Genomic DNA, 21,295 nt, shown 5'->3' on the forward strand with positions numbered 1-21,295 from the left:
CTCCTAGCGCTCACGGTAGGACCGGCTTGCGGGCGATCGACGCCACGGCGTCCGGGCGGCGCAGGTAGAGCGGGGTGAGCCGTTCGCCGGGCGCGGCGGCACGGATCCGTTCGCCGGCCAGCCGGGCCAGGGCGACCGGATCCGGGTAGCGGGGCTCGGCGCGGACGGGCAGCCCCAGGACGTCGCCGTACCGGTGCGCGCCGTCCCCCACCGCGACGGTGACGGCCAGGTCGCGGGCCCGCTCGGCGGCCACCGCCGGAGCGGCCACCTCCGGCCCGGCGATCCGCTGGCCCGCGCCGTCGTAGATCGCCCAGTAGACCTCCTTGCGGCGCGCGTCGCTCACCGCCAGGACCGGCTCGCCGGCGGCCGCCGGTTGGCCGATGCCGTCCAGCGAGCAGACGCCGTACGTGGGGACGCCGAGCACCTGCCCCATGGTGGCGGCGGTGACCAGACCCACCCGCAGTCCGGTGAACGGCCCCGGGCCGAGCCCGGCGACGATCGCCGTGAGGTCGGCAGGGCGGGCGTCCGCCTCGGCGAGGACGGCGTCCACCTCAGGGGCGAGCAGTTCACCGTGCGCCCGGGCGTCGACCGTGCACCGGTGCGCCCGCAACGCGACGCCGTCCGCCGAGACCTCGACGAGCGCCGCGGTCACCGCAGGGGTCGAGCTGTCCACCACGAGTACGAGCACGGTATGCCAGCCTAGCCGCCCGTCTCGTCACGCCGGGTGACGCCCCGCCCCGCCGGGCGCTGCCGGACGCCCGCCGTCGTCGACGCCTCTCGACCCGATGCCGCCCCCGCCCAGCCCCACACCTGCCCACTGCCACACCCACCCACTGCCACGCCCACCCGGTGCCGCTGCGTTCGGCGCCGCGCCACGCGTGTCGCTTCCCGCTACCGCGCTGACCGTCCCCACCGTCACACCGTCCTGCTGACCGTGCCACCGTCCGCACCCAGCTGTCCTGGCCGCCGTCAGCTCGCCACCGAGTCGCGGACGTCGAGGGGCGCTACTCACGAGCCTGATAGCTCAGAAGCTCTGATACCTCAGGGGCATATTTATGCCTCTGAGGTATCAGGCTCACTACCAACACACATTGCTGAACGGGTGCGGCGGGCACTCGGCTCAGGCTGCGATCGGCTACGGCCGGGAAAGCCGGTCGAGTCGGGAGAGCCAGTCGAGTCGGGTAGCTGCCTGTGCGGTACCGGCTGCGGCAGCGTCATGCTCCACGATTCCCGCCATGTCGAGCCGCCTGGTGAGGAGATCGACCGCCTGAAGCTGGACCGACTGCTCGACCGGCTGGGCGACCTGCCGAACGTCATCACCGGGGCGGCCGCCGCGCTCCTGCAGGGGGCACCGCTACCGATCGACGCCCCGGAGCTGGCGATCCGCTGGCGCGACTCCGCCCACTTGACCCGCTGGCTGGAGACTGCTCACGCCCAGCGGTGGAACGCCCGGTGGAGCGAGTTCGACGAGCTGCCGGCCACCGTCGAGGTCCGGCACGGCGGACGGAGCTACCAAGTGGTGCCGCTGGTCGAGCTGGACGTGACCGATCCGCGCACGGCAACGCTGCTGCGCCGCTACCGCGAAGGGCACCTCCGCCGGACGTGACGACCGCCACCGGCGGCACCGTCCACCTCTGCCGACGAGTCGTCAGCCGGCGGACCGCTCCCAGTCGATGGTCGGGCGGCCGGCATCGGCGAGGGCCTTGTTGGCCGCGCTGAACGGCCGGCTGCCGAGGAACCCGCGCGGGTTCATCGGACTGGGGTGGCCGGCCTCCAGCACCACGTGCTGAGGGTTGCCGACCAGCGCCGCCTTCTTGCGGGCGTAGCCGCCCCAGAGCAGGAAGACCACCCGCTCGGGAAGCGCGTCGAGCGCCCGGATGGTGGCGTCGGTGAACTCCTCCCACCCCTGGTTGGCGTGCGAGCCGGGGGTGGCCTGCCGGACGGTCAGCACGCTGTTGAGCAGCAGCACACCCTGAGCCGCCCAACCGGCGAGATTGCCGCTGCGCGGCTTCGGCACCCCGAGGTCCTCACCGAGCTCCTTGAAGACGTTGCGCAGCGACGGCGGGACGGTCACTCCCTCGCGGACGCTGAAGCTGAGCCCGTGGGCCTGTCCGGGCCGGTGGTAGGGGTCCTGCCCGAGGATCAGCACCCGACACGCGTCCGGCGGGCAGAGCCGGTAGGTGGAGAAGAGATCCTCCAGCGGCGGGAACACCGGCCCGGCCGCGTATTCGCGGGCGACGAACTCGCCCAGCGCCGCCGTGCGGGCCGGGTCGAGATGCGGGGTGAGCAGGGCACGCCACTCCTCCGGCAGGAGCGCCGGCAGGTCCAGGGCGGGAACGTCGGGCATCGGCAACCTTTCGCAGTCTGTCGGCCCTCTTCCTACCAGCCGCCCCTGACACGGCCACACCCCTCCCGCGGCGCAACCGGCCACCGCGGGGTAGACCGGGGAGGTCAGGCGAGGGTGTCGAGGCGGTGCGGCCAGTCGCCACCCACCGGCTCGAGCTCGACGATCCGGGTGTCGTCCTCGCGGCGGTCGATGCGTACGCGCAGGTGGGCGTCGGTGAGCTGCTCGACCAGGCCCTCGCCCCACTCGACCACGGTCACCGACTCGTCCACCGAGGCGTCCAGGTCCAGGTCGTCGATCTCGGCCCGCGGGTCGGCAGCGTCCCCCAGCCGGTACGCGTCGGCGTGCACCAGCGCCACCCGCCCGCCCCGGGCCGGATCCGGCCGGTGCACCCGGGCGATAACGAACGTCGGCGAGGTGATCTCGCCCTGCACCCCGAGCCCGGCGCCGATGCCCTGGGTCAGGGCGGTCTTACCCGCACCCAGCGGACCGGTCAACAGAACCAGGTCACCGGCGCGCAGCACCTCGGCCAGCCGACGGCCGAACTCGTGCGTGTCGGCCACGGTGGGCAGCTTCACGACGACCTTGTTCAACATCCCTCCAGGAACCTCGCCAACGCGGCGTTGACCTCGTCCGCGTGCTCCAGCATCACCACGTGCCCACTGTCGGGGATCTTGACGAACTCGGCGTGCGGGAGCCGGCGCACGATCTCCTCCGAATGGGTCACCGGCGTGATCATGTCCTTGTCACCGACGACCACCAGCACCGGCGTGTCGGCCAGCGCGGCCAACGCCGGGTACCGGGAGTGCGTGGCCAGCGTACGCAGATACCGGGTGACCGTGTCCGCCGAGGTACGCGAGTTCATCGTCTCCACGTACGACACGAGGGCCGGGCTGGGGTTGCGGCCACCGAAGCCGTACTTGCGGGTGAGCAGCCACGCCACGTTCGAGGTCGACCTGCGGGCCTTGTCGATGACCGTGCCGCCGTAGCGGGTGGCGTTGCTCATCATGTACAGCACCGGCCCGCCGACCCGGCCGAGCAGCGCCGACGCCACCAGTTTGGTCTCCGCGAGCAGGCCGCCCGACGTGGCCATCAGCACGGTGCCCACGACCCGGTCACCGAACATCTCTGGGAACAGCTCGGCGAAGGCCATGATGGTCATCCCGCCCATCGAGTGACCGACCAGCACCAGCGGCCCCTCCGGGACGGTCCTGTCGATCACCCGGCGGAGGGTGCGGCCGAGCACGGCGAGGTCGTACTCGCCGGTCTCCAGCCTGCCGGAGCGGCCATGTCCGGGCTGGTCGTACGCGACCACCCGGTGCTCGCCCCGCTCGGTGAGCATCTTGCGCTGGAAGTAGAACGTCCCCATGTCCAGGCAGAAGCCGTGCACCAGGATCACCGTCGGGCGGCCCGACGCCGGCCGGTCCGGCTCGACCACCTCGACGTGGATGTCGGTGCCGTCCGGCAGCTCCAACTGGAACGTCTCGTCGTACGGCTGCTGACCGAACGGCTCGCCCGCGTACCGGTCGGTCGAGCGGGACTTGAGCCGGCGGACCAGGACGCGTTCGGTGGCGACGCCGGCGGCAAGGCCGGCGGCGGCGACCCCCACCGCGGCACCGACCGCCCCGGCGACCCGCCCCGCCGCGCTGCGCGGCCGGGGGATGCGGTACGGACTCACGCCGCCACCCCGGCCGGACACCTCACGGCTTCACCTCGGTTCGTGACTGCGGGGCTCGCAAGACCGGCTCACTCCTCGCGCTCACGGCACCACTCTTGCTCGCGACTGCGGGGCTCGCAAGACCGGCTCACTCCTCGCGCTCACGGCTGCTCGCCGTCGTAGACGCGGGGCACCCGGCTGCCACCGAACCGGGTGACGATCTCGTAGTTGATGGTGTCCACGGCCTCGGCCCAGTCGTCGGCGGTCGGTTCACCGTCGGCGCCGCTGCCGAAGAGGGTCACCACGTCGCCGGCCGCCACCTCGTCGTCGCCACAGTCGAGCACGAACTGGTCCATGCAGACCCGGCCCGAGATGGTCCGTCGCGTCCCGGAGAGGTGCACCGGGCCGCAGTTGGAGGCGTGCCGGGGCACCCCGTCGGCGTAGCCGAGCGGCACCACGGCCAGGTTCGTCTCCCGGTCCGTGGTGTAGGTGTGCCCGTACGAGACGCCGGTGCCGGCGGGAACCCGCTTGGCGAGTACCACCCGGGCGCGGGCGGTCATCGCCGGGCGCAGGCCGAAGGTCTCCCCCGCCACCGGGGAGAGACCGTAGACGGCCAGCCCGGGCCGGACCAGGTCGAAGTGGGTGTCGGGCCGGGTCAGCGCGGCCGCCGAGTTGGCCAGGTGCCGGTAGCGGGGCCGCAGTCCCGCCTGCTCGGCCATGGCCAGCCCCTCGTGGAAGACGGCCAGCTGCCGGTCGGTGGTCGGGTGGCCGGGCATGTCGGCGTAGACGAAGTGGCTCCACACCCCGACCACCTCGACCAACCCGTCGCTCTGCGCCTTCGCGGCGGCCTCGAGCAGGGCCGGCCAGTCCGCGACTGTCGCCCCGCCCCGGGACAGCCCGGTGTCGATCTTCAGGTGCAGCTGGGCCGGGTGGTCGGCGCGTCGACTCGCCTCGATCATCTCGTCGAGCTGTGGCAGGCTCGCGACGGCCAGGTCGACCCCGGCACTGATCCCCTCCTCCAGCGGCAGCCCCGGGGCCAGCAGCCAGGCCAGCACGGGCGCGGTGATCCCGGCCCGCCGCAGCGCGAGCGCTTCGTCGAGCGTGCAGACGCCGAGCCAGGAGGCTCCGCCGTCGAGCGACGCTCGGGCGGCCGGAACCATGCCGTGCCCGTATCCGTCGGCCTTCACCACCGCCATCACCTCGGCGGTGGTGCCCGACCGGAGCCGGCTCACGTTCTCACGGATCGCGTCAAGATCGACACGTACCTCGGCCTGCCACATGCGCCCAGCGTACTTTCCGCAGTGATCACGGCGCGGGCCGACGCACACCTGCGTGACCAGCAACGTGTCGGCTGGTCAGGGGTCCGCGCAGACGGCGGGCCGAGCCGGACGAGGCCACCCACCGGGGACGATCAGCCCAGCCGGGCGATCACCGGGCGGAGCGCGGCGGCCACGTCCGGTGCGGTCACCGGGCCGCCCCGGGCCGCCTCCCGGCCGGCCAGCCCGTGCAGGTACGCCGCCGCGGCCGCCGCCCGCTCCGCCGGCAGGCCACCGGCGAGCAGTGAGCCGAGCAGCCCCGCCAGCACGTCACCGGTGCCACCGGTGGACAGCACCGGCGTTCCGGTCGGGTTGACGTACGCCCGGCCGTCGGGGGTGCCGATCACCGTCCGGTCCCCCTTGAGCAGCACCACGGCGTTCATCCAGGCGGCGAGCCGCAGCGTGGCGCCGACCCGGTCGGCGCCAGGCGCCTCGCCGCAGAGCCGGGCGAACTCCCGGTCGTGCGGGGTGACCACGATCGGGGCCTCCCGTTTGCGCAGGCTCTCGGCGAGCGAACCGTCGACGAGCAGGGTGAGCGCATCCGCGTCGAGCACCACCGGCACCGGCGCGGCGAGCACGGCGCGCAACTCGGCGACGGCGTCCTCGCCGGTGCCCAGCCCGGAGCCGCAGACCCACGCCTGCACCCGGCCGGCGTCGGCGACCCGCCCGGTGGCGATCACGGAAGGGTGCTGGTGCAGCACTTCGGCGCGGGCGCCGCCGGCGTAACGCACCATGCCGGTCGGCCCGGCCAGCGCCCCGCCGACGGAGAGCACCGCCGCCCCCGGGTACGTCGACGAGCCGGTGGCCACCCCGACCACGCCCCGCGTGTACTTCTCCGAGGCCGGGCCGAGCGTCGGCCACCACCGCACCATGTCCGACCATTCGGTCACCCGCAACTGCGGTGTACCACGCAGCCAGGGCGCGAGCCCGATGTCGACCAACTCGACCTGACCGGCGAGCGGAGCGGCCGGGCCCACCACCAGTGCGGCCTTCAACGCCCCGAAGGTCACCGTCACGTCGGCGCGGACCGCGTTCGGCCGACCGGAGGCGGACAACGGCACGTCACCCGTGTCGACGGCGACCCCGCTGGGCACGTCGACGGCCACCACGGTGGCTCGTACGCCGTCGCGCCCGCAGCAGTCGGCCAGGCTGGCGGCCAACTGCTCGGCGGTCTCCCGCAGGCCGCCGGTGCCACCGATACCGACGATGCCGTCAAGTACCAGGTCGAGCACGGCCGGCGGCCGGTCGACCACCCGCCCACCCGCGGCGCGCAGCGCGGCGAGCCCTTCGGGGTGCACCCGGCCAGGGGTGAGCAGCAGGGCCGACACGGCCGCGCCGCGCCGGGCCAGGTGGGCGCCGGCGAGGAGCGCGTCACCGCCGTTGTCTCCCGACCCGACCAGCAACAGCACGCGGGCGCCGTAGACACCGCCCCGGTCGGTGAGGATCAGCGCGCACCGGCGGGCCAGCCCGGCGGCCGCGCGCTGCATGAGCGTCCCGGGCGGGAGCGTGGCCAGCAGGCCGGCCTCCGCCGCGCGTACGTCCGCCACCCGCCACACCGGTCTCATGGCACCGCTCCCGTCCCACGTCCCGGGCACGCCAACCGGCGGCCCGACCGATCTCAGCGTTCCGCGACCACCATCGCCGACGCGATCCCGCCGTCGTGGGACAGCGAGAGGTGCCAGCGACTGATTCCGCGCTCGACCGCCGCCGCGGCCACCGTGCCGGAGACGATCAGCCAGGGTCGGCCGTCCGGATCCGGCACGATCTCGCAGTCGTGCCAGCTCAGGCCGGCCGGCGCGCCGAGCGCCTTGGCCACCGCCTCCTTCGCCGCGAACCGCGCGGCGAGGGACTCGGGCAGGCGCGGGCCACCCGAGCGGGTGTACCGCTCGGCCTCGGTGAAGAGCCGCTCGGCGAGCGGCGGCGTCCGCTCCAGCGCCCGGGCGAACCGGTCGACCAGCACGACGTCGATGCCGACAGCGACGATCACCAGTTCACCCTACCGGCGCGAGGGGCGCGCACATTAGCCGCTGACAACCCGCCGGGGCAACGCCTGTGGACGACCCAGGCGTACGCCCACCGCACGCCGTCCACAGGCCACCCGGAGCACGCTTCCGGCCGCCTAGCGTCGTGCTGTCGATGTCGATCCATGCAGGGGGTGCGGGGATGGCCGAGGAGCCGTTCACGGTCCGGCCGGAGGCACTGCGCGAGACGGCCCGCGCGTTGGGGGACGACGCGTACCGGCTGGCGCACGGGGTGGCCGGCACGCCGGGGCTGACCGTGACCGCGCCGGGCTGGTCGGCGGCCGCCGCGCTGGGCGCGCTGGAGGCGGCGGTGCACGGCTGGTTCGGCCGGCTCGGCGGCCGGGTGGCCGAGACGGCCGGATCCGTCCGGGCGTCGGTCGACGCCTACCACGCCGTCGACGACCGGGCCGCCCACCGGCTCGCCACGGTGCCTCGATGACCACCGTCGGGTACGCCCAGCTGTGGGGAGCCGACCCGGGCGCGTGGCGTACCGCAGGCGCGGGGTGGGCCGGGCTGACGGCGCTGGTCGATCGCCGTGCGGCGGAGCTGGGTGCGCGGGGCACGGCGTTGGCCGCCGGGTGGTCCGGCGCGGCGGCGACGGCAGCCAACGCCCGGATGAGCGCGCTCGGCACCGACCTGACCTCGGTGCGGCCCGCACTGATCGAGGCCGACCAGGTGCTCGCCGAGTTCGCGGCACGGATCTCGGCGGCGAAGGGGCAGTTGGCCGCCGCGGTGGCCCTGGCGGACGCCGGCGGGCTGGCCATCGATCGGGACGGGCGGGTGGGCGCGGATCCGGCCCGGTCCCGGCCGAGCGAGCGGGACGGCCCGGCCGCGGCCCGGGTCGCCGCGGCGCTGCGGGCGGCGCTCGACGTGGCCGGAGCCGCCGACCGGGCGACCGCGGCGAAGCTGGCCGAACTCGCGACGGCCGCCTCGGCGGGCTGGCAGGAGCCACCCCCACCCGAGCGGCCCGGGCCGTCCTCCGACCCGGCACTCGTACGCGCCTGGTGGGCGGGGCTGACGCCGGCCCAACGGCGCTGGCTGGTGGCGCATGAGGCGGCGCTGGTCGGCCGGCTGGACGGCGTGCCGGTGGCCGCCCGTGACCAGGCCAACCGGTTACTCCTGGGCGTCCGACGCGAGGAGCTGCTGGCGCAGCGGGAGCAGCTGCTGGCCCGGATGCCACCGGCCCCGGTCGAGGCGGTCCGGCTGCACTGGCTCGCCGGTCGGCTGGCCGGCCTGGATTCGCTCACCGACCGGCTGACCGGGGCGGCGGGGCCGCGCGCCTACCTGCTCGGGCTGGATCCGGCAGGTGAGGGGCGGGTGGTCGTCGCGCTCGGCGACCCGGACCATTCCGACCGGGTGCTGACGTACGTTCCGGGGATGACCGCCGGCCTCGACGACGCACCCGGCGAGCTCGGCCGCGCGGGGCGGGTGCTGGGCCGGTGCGCCGAGTTGGCTCCGGGCGAGCGGAGCGCCGCTGTCCTCTGGTTGGACTACGATGCCCCGGATTTCCTGCACGAGGCGGTCACGGCCGGCCAGGCCCGGGACGCGGGCCCGGCGCTGCACCGGTTCCAGGAAGGGTTGCGGAGCACCCACGAGGGCCCGCCGGCCCGGCAGACCGTGCTCGGGCACAGCTATGGGTCCCTCGTGGTGGGCACGGCCGCCCGGGAGCACGGTCTGGCCGCCGACGCCCTCGTCTTCGTCGGCTCACCGGGGGTGGGCGCGGAGCATGCCGCCGAGCTGCGGGTGCCGCCCGACGAGGTCTGGGCGAGCAGCGCCTCGGACGACGTGATCCGGCTGGCCCGCTCACCGGACGACCTGGCCCGCCGCACCCTGTTCAACGCGTCGCCGTTGGCCGCGGCGCTCGGCTGGCCGGGGCAGAGCGGGCACGAGTTGTGGTTCGGCCGGGACCCGGCCACGCCAGGCTTCGGTGGGCGGGTCTTCCCCAGCGGCCGGCACGGCCACACCGGCTACTGGGACGCGGACAATCCGGCGTTGGACGGCATGGCCCGCATCATGCTCGGCCGCTGACGCCCCGGCTGCGGGGCCGGACGGGCAGAGAACGCCCGGGGCGGGGATGCCGGGGCGCCGGGGCTCCACGAGCCGGAGAACAGCCGAGCCCCGGTCGCCAGTCGTGGCGGCCGGGGCCGGACGGGTCGTCGGGGCTACTCGACGGTGACCGACTTCGCGAGGTTGCGCGGCTGGTCGACGTCGTGTCCACGGGCGGCGGCGATCTCGGCCGCGAGCACCTGCAGTGGCACCGTGGTGACCAGCGGAGAGAGCAGAGTGGGCGTACGCGGCACGTAGATCAGGTGATCCGCGTAGCGGACGACCGCCTCGTCCCCCTCCTCCGCGATCACGATGGTCCGGGCGCCCCGGGCGCGTACCTCCTGGATGTTGGAGACGACCTTGTCGTGCAGCACGCCCCGACCGGCCGGTGACGGCACCACGCAGACCACCGGGGTGCCCTTGTCGATGAGCGCGATCGGCCCGTGCTTCAGCTCGCCGGCGGCGAAGCCCTCGGCGTGCATGTACGCCAGCTCCTTGAGCTTGAGCGCGCCCTCCAGGGCGACCGGGTAGCCGACGTGCCGGCCGATGAAGAGAATGGTCGGCTCGGACTTCAGCTCGCGGGCCAGTTCGCGCACCGGCTCGATGCGTTCGAGCAGCTCACGCAGCTTGGCCGGGACTTCCTGGAGCTGGGCGACCACCGCGGCGACCTCGTCGGCGAACTTGATGCCGCGCACCTGGGCCAGGTGCAGGCCGATCAGGTAGCAGGCGACGAGCTGGGTGAGAAACGCCTTGGTGGAGGCGACAGCGATCTCCGGCCCGCCGTGGGTGTACAGGACCGCGTCAGACTCACGGGGGATGGTGGAGCCGTTGGTGTTGCAGATGGCGAGCACCCGCGCCTTCTGCTCCTTGGCGTGCCGGAGCGCCATCAGCGTGTCCATCGTCTCGCCGGACTGCGAGATGACCACGATCAGGGTGGATCGGTCGAGCACCGGGTCGCGGTAGCGGAACTCGCTGGCCAGCTCCACCTCGCAGGGGATCCGGGTCCAGTGCTCGATGGCGTACTTGGCGACGAGACCGGAGTGGTACGCGGTGCCGCAGGCCACGATGAAGATCTTGTCGACGTCCCGCAGATCCTGGTCGCTGAGGCGGACCTCGTCCAGCGCGATCTCGCCGGACTCGGCGAGCCGGCCGAGCAGGGTGTCGGCGACCGCCTGGGGCTGCTCCTCGATCTCCTTGAGCATGAACCAGTCGTAGCCACCCTTCTCGGCGGCCGACGAGTCCCAGTCGATGTGGAAGTCCTTGCCGGTGGCGGGCTGGCCGTCGAAGTCGGTGATCTCGATCGTGTCGCCGGTGATCAGGACGATCTGGTCCTGACCCAGCTCCACCGCGTCCCGGGTGTGCTCGATGAAGGCGGCGACGTCGGAGGCGAGGTAGTTCTCCCCCTGGCCCCGGCCCACCACCAGCGGGGAGTTGCGCCGCGCGCCGACCACGGCGCCGGGCACGCCCGAGTCGACGGCGAGCAGGGTGAAAGCGCCCTCCAACCGCTGGCAGACCACCCGCATGGCGGCGGCGAGCAGCTGCGGACCGTCCGCGTGACCGGCAGCGCGGAGATCGGCCAGGGCGGCGGCGAGCAGGTGGGCCGCGCACTCGGTGTCGGTGTCGCTGATGAACTGGACGCCGTCGGCCTCCAGCTCGGCGCGGAGCTTCGCGAAGTTCTCGATGATGCCGTTGTGGATCACGGCGACCCGGCCGTCCGGGGCTACGTGCGGGTGCGCGTTGCGGTCGGTGGGGCCGCCGTGGGTGGCCCAGCGGGTGTGCCCGATGGCGGTGGTGCCGTCACCGATGCCGATGGGACTGGCCGCGCAGGACGTGGGGTCTTCGGCGGCGCGCTCGGAGAGCACCTTCTCCAGGTTGGCCAGCTTGCCGGCCTTCTTCTCCGTCAGCAGCTCCCCGTCGCACACGACGGCGACGCCTGCCGAGTCGTAGCCGCGGTACTCCAGCCGCCGCAGCCCGTCGAGCACGATGCCGAGCGCCGGCCGCGCGCCGGCGTAACCCACGATTCCACACATGGTCCGCAGCCTAACCCAGTTTCGCTCATCGCGCGTGCGCGAAAGCCCGGTTAACGAACACTGAACTTGAGCGAACGGTCGAGCCGAGGCGACGACCGGGCTGAATGGCTGCCCGGACGTGCCGCGACACGGACGTTCACCGCCCCCCGCCTACCCGTACATTGAGGGCCGCAACCGGCGGACGGGCGACTAGCTGACCGGGCGACGGTCCTTCGCCCGAGGCTCGTGCCCTGTGCGTTCCCGTGCCGAACCAGATGTCCGAACCGTCCCGAGGAACGGGCCAGCGGCAGGTGGTCGATCACCGCAGCGGCCGGTTGATCGACACGACGTCCTTGAGGCCGGGGTGTCCGGGGCACACGGATGCCCCGACTTCAAGGAAACCGAGTTGATGTTGCACCGTTGACGCCCCGCCGCCGGCCAGGCCGGGAACGTCCCCTGTCCACCCGCACCGCACGGTCGGGCGATCCGCAGGCTGTGCTCCGATGGAGCGGGTGGTTGAGCCGGCGGCGGCGGGTCGTAGGCTGGCGGGCGTGACGACGACCGCCGATGTCGATCCGCTGGTGGCCCGGATGCGGCCGTTCGGCACCACCATCTTCGCCGAGATGTCCGCACTCGCCGTTCGTACCGGCGCGGTCAACCTGGGCCAGGGTTTCCCGGACACCGACGGCCCGCCCGAGATGTTGGCGGCCGCCGCCGAGGCGCTGCGTTCCGGGCAGAACCAGTACCCGCCCGGTCCGGGCATCCCCGCCCTGCGCGCGGCGGTTGCGGCGCACCAGCGCCGGTTCTGGGGGCTGGAGTACGACCCGGACGGCGAGGTCGTGGTGACCGCGGGCGCCACCGAGGCGGTGGCCGCCGCGATCCTCGCCCTCTGCGAGCCGGGTGACGAGGTGCTCTGCTTCGAGCCGTACTACGACTCGTACGCCGCCTCCATCGCGCTGGCGGGCGCGGTCCGCCGCCCGGTCACGTTGCGTCCGGCCACCGGTGGCCGGTACGCCTTCGACCCGGACGCGCTGCGCGCGACGTTCGGGCCGCGTACCCGCCTGGCGCTGCTGAACTCGCCGCACAACCCGACCGGGAAGGTCTTCACCCCGGCCGAGTTGACCCTCATCGCCGAGCTGTGCCAGGAGCACGACGCGTACGCGGTGACCGACGAGGTGTACGAGCACCTGGTCTTCACCGACGCGTCCGCCCCGCACCTGCCCCTCGCCACGCTGCCAGGCATGCGCGAACGCACCCTGCGCATCTCCTCAGCCGGCAAGACGTTCTCCTGTACCGGCTGGAAGGTCGGTTGGGCGAGCGGGCCGGCGCGGCTGGTGTCCGCGTTGCTCCGGGTGAAGCAGTTCCTCACCTTCGTCAACGCGGCGCCGCTCCAACCGGCGGCGGCGGTGGCGCTCGGCCTGCCCGACGAGTACTTCGCCGGCTTGCGGGCCGGGATGCAGGCTCGGCGGGACCAACTGGTCGAGGGCCTGAACGACGCCGGTTTCGACGTGCTCGCCCCGGAGGGCACGTACTTCGTCACCGCCGACGTCACGCCCCTCGGCGGCCGCGACGGCGTGGCGTTCTGCCGTTCGCTGCCGCAGCGCTGCGGCGTGGTCGCGGTGCCGACCCAGGTCTTCTACGACGACGCCGAGGCCGGGCGGCGACTGGTCCGCTTCGCCTTCTGCAAGCGGCCCGAGGTGCTGACCGAGGCGGTCACCCGCCTGCGTCGACTCGCCGTGGGCTGACCGGCATCGGCGTTAGTTGCCTGGCGGCGCTCCTGCCGGCGGCGTTGCTGCGTCGACTTCCACCGCACGGCTGCTCGCCGAGCAGTGACGAGCAGCCGGTACGCCGATCCGGTCCGTGCCGGACCGGTCAGGAGGCCACCGGGCTGGCGGTGCGGACCTGGTCGGCGATCCGCTCGGCGACCGACCGGGCGGTCGCCTCGGTGGCGGCCTCGACCATCACCCGGACCAGCGGCTCGGTGCCGGAGGGGCGCAGGAGCACCCGCCCGGTGCCGCCCAGCTCGTTCTCGGCCCGCTCGACCTCGGCACGCACGGCCGGCGCGGCGGCGCCGACGGTACGGTCGCCGACCGGCACGTTGATCAGTACCTGCGGGAGTTTGGTCACCACGGCGGCCAACTCGGCCAGCGAACGCCCGGTGGCCGCCATCCGCGACATCAGGTGCAGGCCCGTCAGCACGCCGTCGCCGGTGGTCGCGTACGCGGGCATGACGATGTGTCCGCTCTGCTCACCGCCGAGGGCCAGCCCGGACGCGCGCAGCTCCTCCAGCACGTACCGGTCGCCGACCTTGGTCTCGACCAGCCGGATGCCCTCGGCGGACATCGCCAGCCGCAGCCCGAGGTTGCTCATCACGGTGGCGACGAGCGTGTCGTCGGTGAGCGTCCCGGCCTCCCGCATGGCGAGCGCGAGGATCGCCATGACCTGGTCGCCGTCGACCTCGTCGCCGTCGGCGGTCACCGCCACGCAACGGTCGGCGTCGCCGTCGTGTGCGATACCCAGGTGCGCGCCGTGCTCGACCACCGCGGCGCGCAACGCCTCGATGTGGTTGGAGCCGCACTCGTCGTTGATGTTGAGCCCGTTCGGCTCGGCGTGGATGGCGATCACCTCGGCGCCGGCCTCCCGGTAGGCGACCGGGGCGACCTCGGCGGCCGCGCCGTTCGCGCAGTCGACCACGACCTTGATCCCGTCGAGGCGGTGCGGCACCGTCCCGACCAGGTGCTGGACGTAGTGGTCGGCGCCGTCGAGCAGGTCGTGCACCCGCCCGACGCCGGCGCCCACCGGGCGGTCCCAGGCCGAGGTGGCGTTCGCCTCGATCGCGGCCTCGATCTTCATCTCGATCTCGTCGGGGAGCTTGTGCCCGCCGGCCGCGAACAGCTTGATCCCGTTGTCCGGCATCGGGTTGTGCGACGCGGAGAGCATCACGCCCAGGTCGGCCTTGGCCTCGGCGGTCAGGAACGCCACCGCCGGGGTGGGCAGCACACCGACGCGGATCACCGTGGCACCGGCGCTGGTCAGGCCCGCGACGACAGCGGCCTCCAGCATCTCGCCGCTCGCCCGGGTGTCCCGGCCGACCACCGCGACCGGCGGATGGCTCCGGTCGGTCTCGGCGAGAGTGTGCGCGGCGGCGACGGCCACTGCGAGCGCCAGCTCGGGTGTGAGATCCACGTTCGCCCGCCCGCGGACGCCGTCCGTACCGAACAACCGACCCATACCCGCCAAACCTCCGATGACGCGGTCGACAGAGAAGAAGCGAAACGGCCGGCCCACCTCCCGTCGAAAAGGAGGCGGACCGGCCGTCCGTCAGGCGTACAACGCGCGACTGCTGGTCAGCGCTTCGAGTACTGGGGAGCCTTGCGGGCCTTCTTGAGGCCGTACTTCTTGCTTTCCTTGACCCGGGCGTCCCGGGTCAGGAAGCCGGCCTTCTTCAGGGCCGGGCGGTCGTCCGGCTCGTTGACGATCAGCGCCCGGGCGATGGCCAGCCGGAGCGCACCGGCCTGGCCGGTGATGCCGCCACCACGCAGGTTGGCGATGACGTCGAACGCCTCCGGCTTCTCGGCGGTCACCAGCGGATCCTTGATCAGCTGCTGGTGCACCTTGCTCGGGAAGTAGGCCTCGAGGTCGCGGCCGTTGCAGGTGATCTTGCCAGTGCCCGGCACGATGCGGACCCGGACGATGGCCTCCTTGCGACGGCCCACGGTCTGGATCGGGCGGTCTCCACGAGGCGCGCGGGCGACGGGCGCCGGCGCCTCGGTGGCCTCGGGGGCGACCTCGGTGGCGGTGATGTCGGTCATGCTGATTCCTTCGCCCGCGCTCACTGCGCGATCTGCTTGATCTCGAACGGCACCGGCTGCTGGGCGCCGTGCGGGTGCTCGGCACCGGCGTAGACCTTCAGCTTCTTGATGAGCTTACGGCCGAGCTTGTTGTGCGGCAGCATCCCCTTGACAGCCAGCTCGATGGCCCGCTCCGGACGCTTGGTCAGCAGCTCGTCGTAGCCGACCTGCTTCAGACCACCCGGGTAACCGGAGTGGCGGTAAGCGATCTTCTGCTGACGCTTGTTGCCGGTCAGCGCAACCTTGCCCGCGTTCACGATGACGACGAAGTCGCCCGTGTCGACGTGCGGCGCGAAGGTCGGCTTGTGCTTGCCACGCAGCAACGTGGCGGCGTGGGTGGCCAGGCGGCCCAGCACGACATCAGAAGCGTCGATGACGTGCCACTGACGCTCGATCTCACCCGGCTTCGGGCTGTACGTACGCACAGGTCTACCTTGTCTCGTCGTCGGTCTGGGGTCCGCGCGCCGGGTCACCAGGCGCGCACGAACGACCAAGCGTACCTGATGCGGCACGCCTCTGGATGTCGTACAACAGCAGGCAACGATACCCGGCACCCGGTGGGCTGGTCAAAGCGGGGTCCCGCCGACCCGCCCCGCGGGAGTCACGGCCCGACCGAAGTCATGGCCGGGGACACACCCGCGGCCGGTTCGCACAGCAGCCTACCCCGGCCGTCCGGGGGTGGGCTCAGAGCTGTTGCAGGATGCGGAGCGCCCGGCCGACCCGGCGCATCGTGTCGATGTCGGCAACGTCCACGCACTCGGTGAACCACTTCTTCATGGGCGAGGAGAGGCGGTCGGGCATCACCACGTAGCCGCCCATGGACACGGCGAGCGGCGAGTCGCGCAGCAGCGCCTGCTCGACCACCTCGGCCACGATCACGATGGGCACCTCGGTGGAGTTGTAGACATCCGAACTGATCACCAGTCCGAGCCGTTCCCGGGCGCCCTCGATGCGCCAGACCTCTCCCCTACGCAGCACGCGGTCGCCCGCGGAAAAGCAGGTCGTCGACCATGCCCACCTCGCGCGCGTCGGCGAGGGCGGCCGACTCGAGATCCATCCCGGCACGGCCGACGGCCGCGGCGTGCTCGGTGAAGACCTCCCGCAGCGCCTTCTCCCGGGCGGCCTGGTCGATCCACGCGGAGAGCGACATGCCCTCACGCTTGGCGAACCGGCGCGCCTCCTCGATCGTCTCGTCGGAGAACGACAGCGTCACCTTGGCGGTCATGCCGCTGAGACTACCCATCGGTATGACCATCAGTCATCCCCGCTGGCACCGGTCGGCGAACCGGGCACCGCCACCCGCGCGGCGATCCGGGGAACGGACCGGTCGAACCGGGCGCAGGCGCGGGCCCACCCCACGACCCGAGCCCGGCCCGACGCGGCAGCGCCGAGCCGGGCGGTCGTACGCGGGCGGCTCTGCGCCGGCTCACCCGACCGGCGTGGGGAAGCCCCGGCCCTGCTCGGCCTGGAGCCGCAGCATGGCGTGCTCGGTGACGGTGACCAGCACGTGCTTCACCGAGTCACGCCGCCGGGCATCCGTCATGATCAGCGGCACCTGGGGCGAGATCGCCAGCGCCTCGCGAACCTCCTCCAACTCGTACCGGGGCGCATCGTCGAAGCAGTTGAGCGCGACCACGTACGGCAGGTTGCGGTTCTCGAAGTAGTCCAGCGGGGCGAAGGCGTCGGTGATCCGGCGGGTGTCGACCAGCACAGCGGCACCCACCGCACCCCGGATGATCTCGTCCCACATGAACCAGAAGCGGGTCTGACCCGGCGTACCGAAGAGGTACAGGATCAGATCCTGGGCCATGGTGATCCGGCCGAAGTCCATGGCGACCGTGGTGGTCTCCTTGCCCGGCACCTTGGACGGATCGTCGATCCCGACGCCGGCCGCGGTCATCACCGCCTCGGTCCGCAGCGGGGTGATCTCCGAGATCGAGCCGACCAGTGTGGTCTTGCCTACCCCGAACCCGCCCGCGATGACGATCTTGGCGGAGACGATCCCGCGGCTCTGCTGACCCCCGGCGGGGTCATAGCCTGCGAAGTCCACTTAGCACCCTTCCAAGCAGTTCCATCCGCTCCTCGAATCCCTCGACGGGAGCAGCAGTGTTTAGCGTCAGCAGGCCCTCGGCCACCATGTCGGCGACGAGCACCCGGGCGACGCCGAGCGGCATCCGGGTGTACGCAGCGATCTCCGCCATCGACTGCGCCCGGCCCTCGCAGACGGTGGCGATGCGGTGCTTGTCATGGCCGGCGAACCGGGACTCGGCCGCCTGGGTGGGCGTGGCCATCAGGACCGCCTCCAGGGCGATCTCCTGCCGGGGCTCCGTACGGCCGCGGGTGACCGCGTACGGTCGCACCAGCGCACCGCGCGGGTCACGCCGGGGTTCCATCCGCGATCACCTCCTCTCCGTACCGGCGCCTGGCGGCCCCGGTCCCTTTCCTGTCACGTCGTCTGCGCGCGGCCGTCGCGCCCCAGGGTTGTGAACACACCGCGCCTGCGGCTACGAGCGCACCGCGTCACGCGGCAGCGGCACCAGCGCGGCTCCGACCCGCTCGACCAGCAGAGCCATCTCGTAGCCGACCTGGCCCACGTCGCAGCTGCGGGCGGCCAGGACCGCCATCGACGACCCGTCGCTGATCGACATCAGGAACAGGTAGCCGCTGTCCATCTCGATGACGGTCTGCAGCACGCCTCCGGCGCTGAACATCCGGGCGGCGCCCTCGGTCAGACTCACCACGCCAGAGGTGATCGCGGCGAGCTGGTCCGCCCGGTCCCCGGGCAGGTCGCGGCTGGAGGCGAGCAGCAACCCGTCGGCGGACACAGCCACCACGTGGGCGATACCCGCCACGCTGTCGGCGAAGTTGGTGAGCAACCAACCCATGTCCTGAATGGCCGCTGGCCTGTTCATCGGGTCTCCTTGTCGGAAGTGTGGTTCTGGTCCGTGCCGGCCGACCGGCCGCGCTGTACACCGCGGTGGTAGGCCGACAACAGTCCACGTACATCGTCCGGGCTGCGCCGGGTGCGCTCCCGGCCGCCGCGGGAGGGTTCGATGCCACCCGGCACGAGCTGTGCCTGCGGCACCCGCTTGGGCAACCCGGAACGGGTGGTCCCGCCGTCCGTCGGCTCGGCCGCCCGGCTGGCCCGCGACCAGCCCTCGTCGGCCGCCGTCCGCCAGGCGTCAGCGGCGGACGCCGCTTGCGCGGCCGGTGCGGCCGGTGCCGGTGCCGGTGCCGGTGCCGGTGCCGGTGCCGGTGCCGGTGCCGGTGGCGTGTACGAGGGAGGTGGCGACTGCGACGGGCCGGCCGTGTTGGTGACGCCCGGGGTACGGGTGGGCAGCGGCGCGGTCGGGGTGGTCACCGCGGATGCCGTCTCGGCCGACGCCCGGGCACCGGACGCGGCGGCCGGGGGTTCGTCGAACTTCGGGCGGGTGAAGATGGCCGTGGTGTCGTTGCCGTGTGACCGGAACCAGACCGCCTCCATCTCCCGGAAGATCGGCGCCTCCGCCGTCGGCTCGGCGGGAGCCGCGATCGGGGCCGGTGCGGCCGCCGGCGGCATGGCGGGTGGCGCCGGCGGGGCGGCCGGCGCGGCGAACGACCCGATCGGCGCCTGCGGGGCGGGCAAGTCGGTGGCCTCGGCTCCCGGCGCACGTCGCGGCAACGGCGCGAGCGTCGGGTGGGCAGCGGTCGGGTTGTCGGCGCCGAGACCGCCCCCGGTGTACGCCGGCCGGGCCGGTGGCGTGGTCAGGCCACCGGCGTTGACGACCGGCGCGCTCTCCCTGGCATCCATCGGCGACTGCCACGGCGCCGGGGCGGCCGTGCTGGTGCGCCACTGATCGGGCAGCGTGGCCGCCGAGGTGAGGGCCGCGGGCGGCTCGGCGAGCGCGACCGGCGCGTGCGGTGCGCGCTCGACCGCCATCGGCTGACGCGGGCGCGGCGGGGTGAACGCCTGATCCCTGCCACGCAGGCTGGGCAGCACGACGGTGGAGTTCGGCAGGGTCACCTGCGCGACGGTGCCGCCCTCGACATTGCGCCGCAACTCGACACGGATGCCGTAGCGCGACGCCAGGCGGCTGACCACCGCCAGGCCCATCAGCCGGAACGCCGCGACGTCGACGGTCGGCGGTGCGGCGAGCCGGCGGTTCAGCGAGTCCAGCTGCTCGTCGGTCAGCCCGAGCCCGCGGTCCTCGATCTGGATCAGCACGTAGTCGCGGATCCGGCGGCCGTCGGCGACCACGATGGTGGTCGGCGGCGAGAACCGGGTGGCGTTGTCGAGCAGCTCGGCGACCAGGCGGACGACGTCGTTGACGGCGTGCGCGGCGACCGAGATGTCGGTGTCGACCGTGCCGAACTCGATGCGGTTGTAGAGCTCGACCTCGGACTGGGCGGCGCGAAGCACGTCCACCAGCAGCGCGTCGTCCCGACGCGGCACGGCCGAGTCGGCGCCGGCCAGGACCAGCAGGTTCTCGTCGTTGCGGCGCATCCGGGTGGCCAGGTGGTCCAGCTCGAAGAGCTGCGCCAACCGCTTCGGGTCCTCCTCGCCGCGCTCGATCGCGTCCAGCTCGCCGATCATGCGGTCGACCAGGTTCTGACTGCGGCGGGCCAGGTTGAGGAACATGGCCGAGACGCTGGTACGCAGCGCGGCCTGCTCGGCGGCGACACGCACCGCTTCCCGGTGCACCACGTTGAAGGCGGACGCCACCTGCCCGACCTCGTCGCGGTTGGACAGGTTGATGGGGTCCCGGACCTGCTGGACGATCTCGTCGACACCGCCCTCGCCGACGCTGCCCATGTTCTGCAGACGCGCGACGGCGTCGGGCAGGTCGTGGTTGGCCACCGAGAGGGCGCCCTCGCGGAGCCTGCGCAGCGATCCGTTGAGCGACCGGGCCAGCACCACGGCGAGCGTGATCGCGACGACCAGGGTCAGCAGGACCAGCACCGATTCGAGCACGGCCTGCTGGATGACGTCCGAGCGCAGCTGCTCGGTCTGGGCGACGAGGGAGTTCTCCAACTGCATCTCGGCCCAGCGCATCAGGTCGTTGACCGCACCGATGGCGGCGGTGGCGTCCTGCGCGGTGACCAGCGGACGCTGGCCCACCGAGCGGGTGATGTCGGCCGCCACCCGGTCGGCGAGACCGACCGCGTCACCGGAGACGGTGCTGTTCACCAGCGCCCGCTTCTCGGGGTCGGCGGCCAGCGAGAAGGCGATCAGCGCCTCCTGCTGGCTGGTCAGGGTGGCGACGAACGAGGAGAACTGCTCCTCGTCGAGCTGTCCGGCGCTGAGCGCCGAGAAGGCGACCGCCTCCTCCTCGGCCACCGAAGACTTCGCGCGGGCGAACGCGGCGACGGCGCGGCGGCTGTCGGAGATGCGCTCGCCGCCGGGCAGCTGGGCGAGCCCGTCCCCGTACGCGACCAGGTCGTCGAGGATCACTCCGTAGCGGAGCATCGCCTCGGCGACCGCCATCTGTCGGCGGTCCGCGACCTCCTGGCGGGTGCTGTCCAGCGTTTCCAGGTGGGCGTCGATGGCGACCAGCCGGTCCCGTACCGCCGCCGGCACGTCGCCGATCCGCTTGCGCTCCGCGCGGTACGTCTCGACCCGCTGCTGCGTCTGGCGTACCCGCAGGTTGTACGCGTCGGCCTGCCGCTGCGGGGCGGCCAGGTAGGCCGCCGCGGCCATCCGTTCGAGGTGCAGGTCCTGGGTGAGGGCGGAGACGTCGACACCGAGCCGGGTCAGCTCCCGGGCCTGGGTGGCCTCGTACGCGCCCTGGCCGACCGAGACGAGCCGGACGGCGGCCAGCGCGACCACCGCGGCGACAGGCACCACCAGGATCAGCGCGAGCTTCGACCGGATCCGGACGTCACGCAGTCGGGGCATTCGACGACGGGCCGGCCGAGCTTTCGCACGGTTTCCGGGCAGGGTCGTCGGTCCGGTGCTCACGACATCGCCTCCGTCGTTTTTTCCACGCCTGAAAGCCCGAACCGTGCCGGGCGCGATGCGCTGCGGCACGCGCGGCACGGCCGCGATTTCATCAGAGACGCTCCTGTTTGGGA

21 protein-coding genes are annotated in these 21,295 nt (G+C 73.0%); 4 read left to right on the forward strand and 17 right to left on the reverse strand.

Annotation, left to right across the window (positions count from 1 at the left end; genetic code table 11):
* Positions 1–10: 10 nt before the first annotated feature.
* Complete coding sequence (gene tsaB / locus ABZS42_RS25480) at positions 11–688, reverse strand: tRNA (adenosine(37)-N6)-threonylcarbamoyltransferase complex dimerization subunit type 1 TsaB (RefSeq protein WP_355149326.1); 678 nt, start codon at positions 686–688, stop codon at positions 11–13.
* Between the two features lie 528 nt (positions 689–1,216).
* Between tsaB and ABZS42_RS25485 the strand changes: the two genes are divergently transcribed.
* Complete coding sequence (locus ABZS42_RS25485; RefSeq protein WP_355149328.1) at positions 1,217–1,606, forward strand: hypothetical protein; 390 nt, start codon at positions 1,217–1,219, stop codon at positions 1,604–1,606.
* 42 nt (positions 1,607–1,648) lie between these two features.
* On the opposite strand, the gene ung is transcribed toward ABZS42_RS25485, so the two are convergent.
* From ung to ABZS42_RS25515, 6 genes are all read right to left on the reverse strand, one after another.
* The gene (gene ung, locus ABZS42_RS25490) at positions 1,649–2,347 is read right to left on the reverse strand and encodes a uracil-DNA glycosylase (protein ID WP_355149330.1); all 699 of its coding nucleotides are present in this window, start codon (positions 2,345–2,347) and stop codon (positions 1,649–1,651) included.
* A gap of 104 nt (positions 2,348–2,451) precedes the next feature.
* A complete protein-coding gene (tsaE, locus tag ABZS42_RS25495; RefSeq protein WP_355149332.1) occupies positions 2,452–2,940 on the reverse strand; it encodes a tRNA (adenosine(37)-N6)-threonylcarbamoyltransferase complex ATPase subunit type 1 TsaE in 489 nt (162 codons plus the stop codon).
* A complete protein-coding gene (locus ABZS42_RS25500) occupies positions 2,934–4,022 on the reverse strand; it encodes an alpha/beta hydrolase (RefSeq protein ID WP_355149334.1) in 1,089 nt (362 codons plus the stop codon). The genes tsaE and ABZS42_RS25500 overlap by 7 nt, the downstream gene beginning before the upstream one ends.
* Before the next feature lie 140 nt (positions 4,023–4,162).
* Positions 4,163–5,281, reverse strand: a complete 1,119-nt coding sequence (gene alr / locus ABZS42_RS25505) for an alanine racemase (RefSeq protein WP_355149336.1) — start codon at positions 5,279–5,281, stop codon at positions 4,163–4,165.
* Positions 5,282–5,412: 131 nt separating this feature from the next.
* Positions 5,413–6,882: an NAD(P)H-hydrate dehydratase gene (locus ABZS42_RS25510; protein ID WP_355149338.1), complete on the reverse strand. Its 1,470-nt coding sequence runs from the start codon at positions 6,880–6,882 to the stop codon at positions 5,413–5,415.
* Between the two features lie 53 nt (positions 6,883–6,935).
* Entirely contained in the window at positions 6,936–7,304 is a 369-nt protein-coding gene (locus ABZS42_RS25515) for a holo-ACP synthase (protein ID WP_355149340.1), read from the reverse strand.
* 176 nt (positions 7,305–7,480) lie between these two features.
* On the opposite strand from ABZS42_RS25515, the gene ABZS42_RS25520 reads away from it, so the two are divergent.
* Positions 7,481–7,777, forward strand: coding sequence for a hypothetical protein (locus ABZS42_RS25520; protein WP_355149342.1), 297 nt, complete (start codon positions 7,481–7,483; stop codon positions 7,775–7,777).
* Complete coding sequence (locus ABZS42_RS25525) at positions 7,774–9,366, forward strand: alpha/beta hydrolase (protein ID WP_355149344.1); 1,593 nt, start codon at positions 7,774–7,776, stop codon at positions 9,364–9,366. Before ABZS42_RS25520 ends, ABZS42_RS25525 begins: the two co-directional genes overlap by 4 nt.
* Positions 9,367–9,500: 134 nt before the next feature.
* Here ABZS42_RS25525 and glmS read toward each other — a convergent pair whose 3' ends face one another.
* Positions 9,501–11,414: a glutamine--fructose-6-phosphate transaminase (isomerizing) gene (glmS, locus tag ABZS42_RS25530; protein WP_355149346.1), complete on the reverse strand. Its 1,914-nt coding sequence runs from the start codon at positions 11,412–11,414 to the stop codon at positions 9,501–9,503.
* Between the two features lie 530 nt (positions 11,415–11,944).
* Here glmS and ABZS42_RS25535 point away from each other — a divergent pair.
* The gene (locus tag ABZS42_RS25535) at positions 11,945–13,138 is read left to right on the forward strand and encodes a pyridoxal phosphate-dependent aminotransferase (protein ID WP_355149348.1); all 1,194 of its coding nucleotides are present in this window, start codon (positions 11,945–11,947) and stop codon (positions 13,136–13,138) included.
* Positions 13,139–13,265: 127 nt separating this feature from the next.
* Here ABZS42_RS25535 and glmM read toward each other — a convergent pair whose 3' ends face one another.
* From glmM to ABZS42_RS25580, 9 genes are all read right to left on the reverse strand, one after another.
* Entirely contained in the window at positions 13,266–14,624 is a 1,359-nt protein-coding gene (gene glmM / locus ABZS42_RS25540; RefSeq protein ID WP_355149350.1) for a phosphoglucosamine mutase, read from the reverse strand.
* A 116-nt stretch (positions 14,625–14,740) separates the two neighbouring features.
* Positions 14,741–15,205, reverse strand: a complete 465-nt coding sequence (rpsI, locus tag ABZS42_RS25545; RefSeq protein ID WP_076466623.1) for a 30S ribosomal protein S9 — start codon at positions 15,203–15,205, stop codon at positions 14,741–14,743.
* 20 nt (positions 15,206–15,225) lie between these two features.
* Positions 15,226–15,669, reverse strand: a complete 444-nt coding sequence (gene rplM, locus ABZS42_RS25550; protein WP_018720634.1) for a 50S ribosomal protein L13 — start codon at positions 15,667–15,669, stop codon at positions 15,226–15,228.
* Between the two features lie 259 nt (positions 15,670–15,928).
* Positions 15,929–16,222, reverse strand: coding sequence for a hypothetical protein (locus ABZS42_RS25555; protein WP_076466624.1), 294 nt, complete (start codon positions 16,220–16,222; stop codon positions 15,929–15,931).
* Positions 16,212–16,499, reverse strand: coding sequence for a DUF6364 family protein (locus tag ABZS42_RS25560; RefSeq protein ID WP_355149352.1), 288 nt, complete (start codon positions 16,497–16,499; stop codon positions 16,212–16,214). The genes ABZS42_RS25555 and ABZS42_RS25560 overlap by 11 nt, the downstream gene beginning before the upstream one ends.
* A 171-nt stretch (positions 16,500–16,670) precedes the next feature.
* Positions 16,671–17,294 (reverse strand): ATP/GTP-binding protein, encoded by a 624-nt coding sequence (locus ABZS42_RS25565; protein WP_355149354.1) that lies wholly within the window; start codon positions 17,292–17,294, stop codon positions 16,671–16,673.
* Positions 17,275–17,637: a DUF742 domain-containing protein gene (locus tag ABZS42_RS25570; RefSeq protein WP_355149355.1), complete on the reverse strand. Its 363-nt coding sequence runs from the start codon at positions 17,635–17,637 to the stop codon at positions 17,275–17,277. Before ABZS42_RS25570 ends, ABZS42_RS25565 begins: the two co-directional genes overlap by 20 nt.
* A gap of 111 nt (positions 17,638–17,748) precedes the next feature.
* A complete protein-coding gene (locus ABZS42_RS25575) occupies positions 17,749–18,156 on the reverse strand; it encodes a roadblock/LC7 domain-containing protein (RefSeq protein WP_120684473.1) in 408 nt (135 codons plus the stop codon).
* Positions 18,153–21,182, reverse strand: a complete 3,030-nt coding sequence (locus ABZS42_RS25580) for a nitrate- and nitrite sensing domain-containing protein (protein ID WP_355149358.1) — start codon at positions 21,180–21,182, stop codon at positions 18,153–18,155. Before ABZS42_RS25580 ends, ABZS42_RS25575 begins: the two co-directional genes overlap by 4 nt.
* Positions 21,183–21,295: the final 113 nt, after the last annotated feature.

Source organism: Micromonospora sp. NPDC005367 (genome assembly GCF_040606825.1).
In the GTDB taxonomy this organism is placed as follows: domain Bacteria; phylum Actinomycetota; class Actinomycetes; order Mycobacteriales; family Micromonosporaceae; genus Micromonospora.

Excerpts from the sequence above, each read along its gene's own strand:
- ABZS42_RS25485 (WP_355149328.1), top strand. The coding sequence starts at position 1,217 with ATGCTCCACGATTCCCGCCATGTCGAGCCGCCTGGTGAGGAGATCGAC.
- tsaE (WP_355149332.1), bottom strand. The coding sequence starts at position 2,940 with ATGTTGAACAAGGTCGTCGTGAAGCTGCCCACCGTGGCCGACACGCAC.
- alr (WP_355149336.1), bottom strand. The coding sequence starts at position 5,281 with ATGTGGCAGGCCGAGGTACGTGTCGATCTTGACGCGATCCGTGAGAAC.
- ABZS42_RS25560 (WP_355149352.1), bottom strand. The coding sequence starts at position 16,499 with ATGGTCATACCGATGGGTAGTCTCAGCGGCATGACCGCCAAGGTGACG.
- glmS (WP_355149346.1), bottom strand. The coding sequence starts at position 11,414 with ATGTGTGGAATCGTGGGTTACGCCGGCGCGCGGCCGGCGCTCGGCATC.
- rpsI (WP_076466623.1), bottom strand. The coding sequence starts at position 15,205 with ATGACCGACATCACCGCCACCGAGGTCGCCCCCGAGGCCACCGAGGCG.
- ABZS42_RS25520 (WP_355149342.1), top strand. The coding sequence starts at position 7,481 with ATGGCCGAGGAGCCGTTCACGGTCCGGCCGGAGGCACTGCGCGAGACG.
- ABZS42_RS25575 (WP_120684473.1), bottom strand. The coding sequence starts at position 18,156 with ATGAACAGGCCAGCGGCCATTCAGGACATGGGTTGGTTGCTCACCAAC.
- ABZS42_RS25570 (WP_355149355.1), bottom strand. The coding sequence starts at position 17,637 with ATGGAACCCCGGCGTGACCCGCGCGGTGCGCTGGTGCGACCGTACGCG.
- ABZS42_RS25510 (WP_355149338.1), bottom strand. The coding sequence starts at position 6,882 with ATGAGACCGGTGTGGCGGGTGGCGGACGTACGCGCGGCGGAGGCCGGC.
- ung (WP_355149330.1), bottom strand. The coding sequence starts at position 2,347 with ATGCCCGACGTTCCCGCCCTGGACCTGCCGGCGCTCCTGCCGGAGGAG.
- ABZS42_RS25525 (WP_355149344.1), top strand. The coding sequence starts at position 7,774 with ATGACCACCGTCGGGTACGCCCAGCTGTGGGGAGCCGACCCGGGCGCG.
- glmM (WP_355149350.1), bottom strand. The coding sequence starts at position 14,624 with ATGGGTCGGTTGTTCGGTACGGACGGCGTCCGCGGGCGGGCGAACGTG.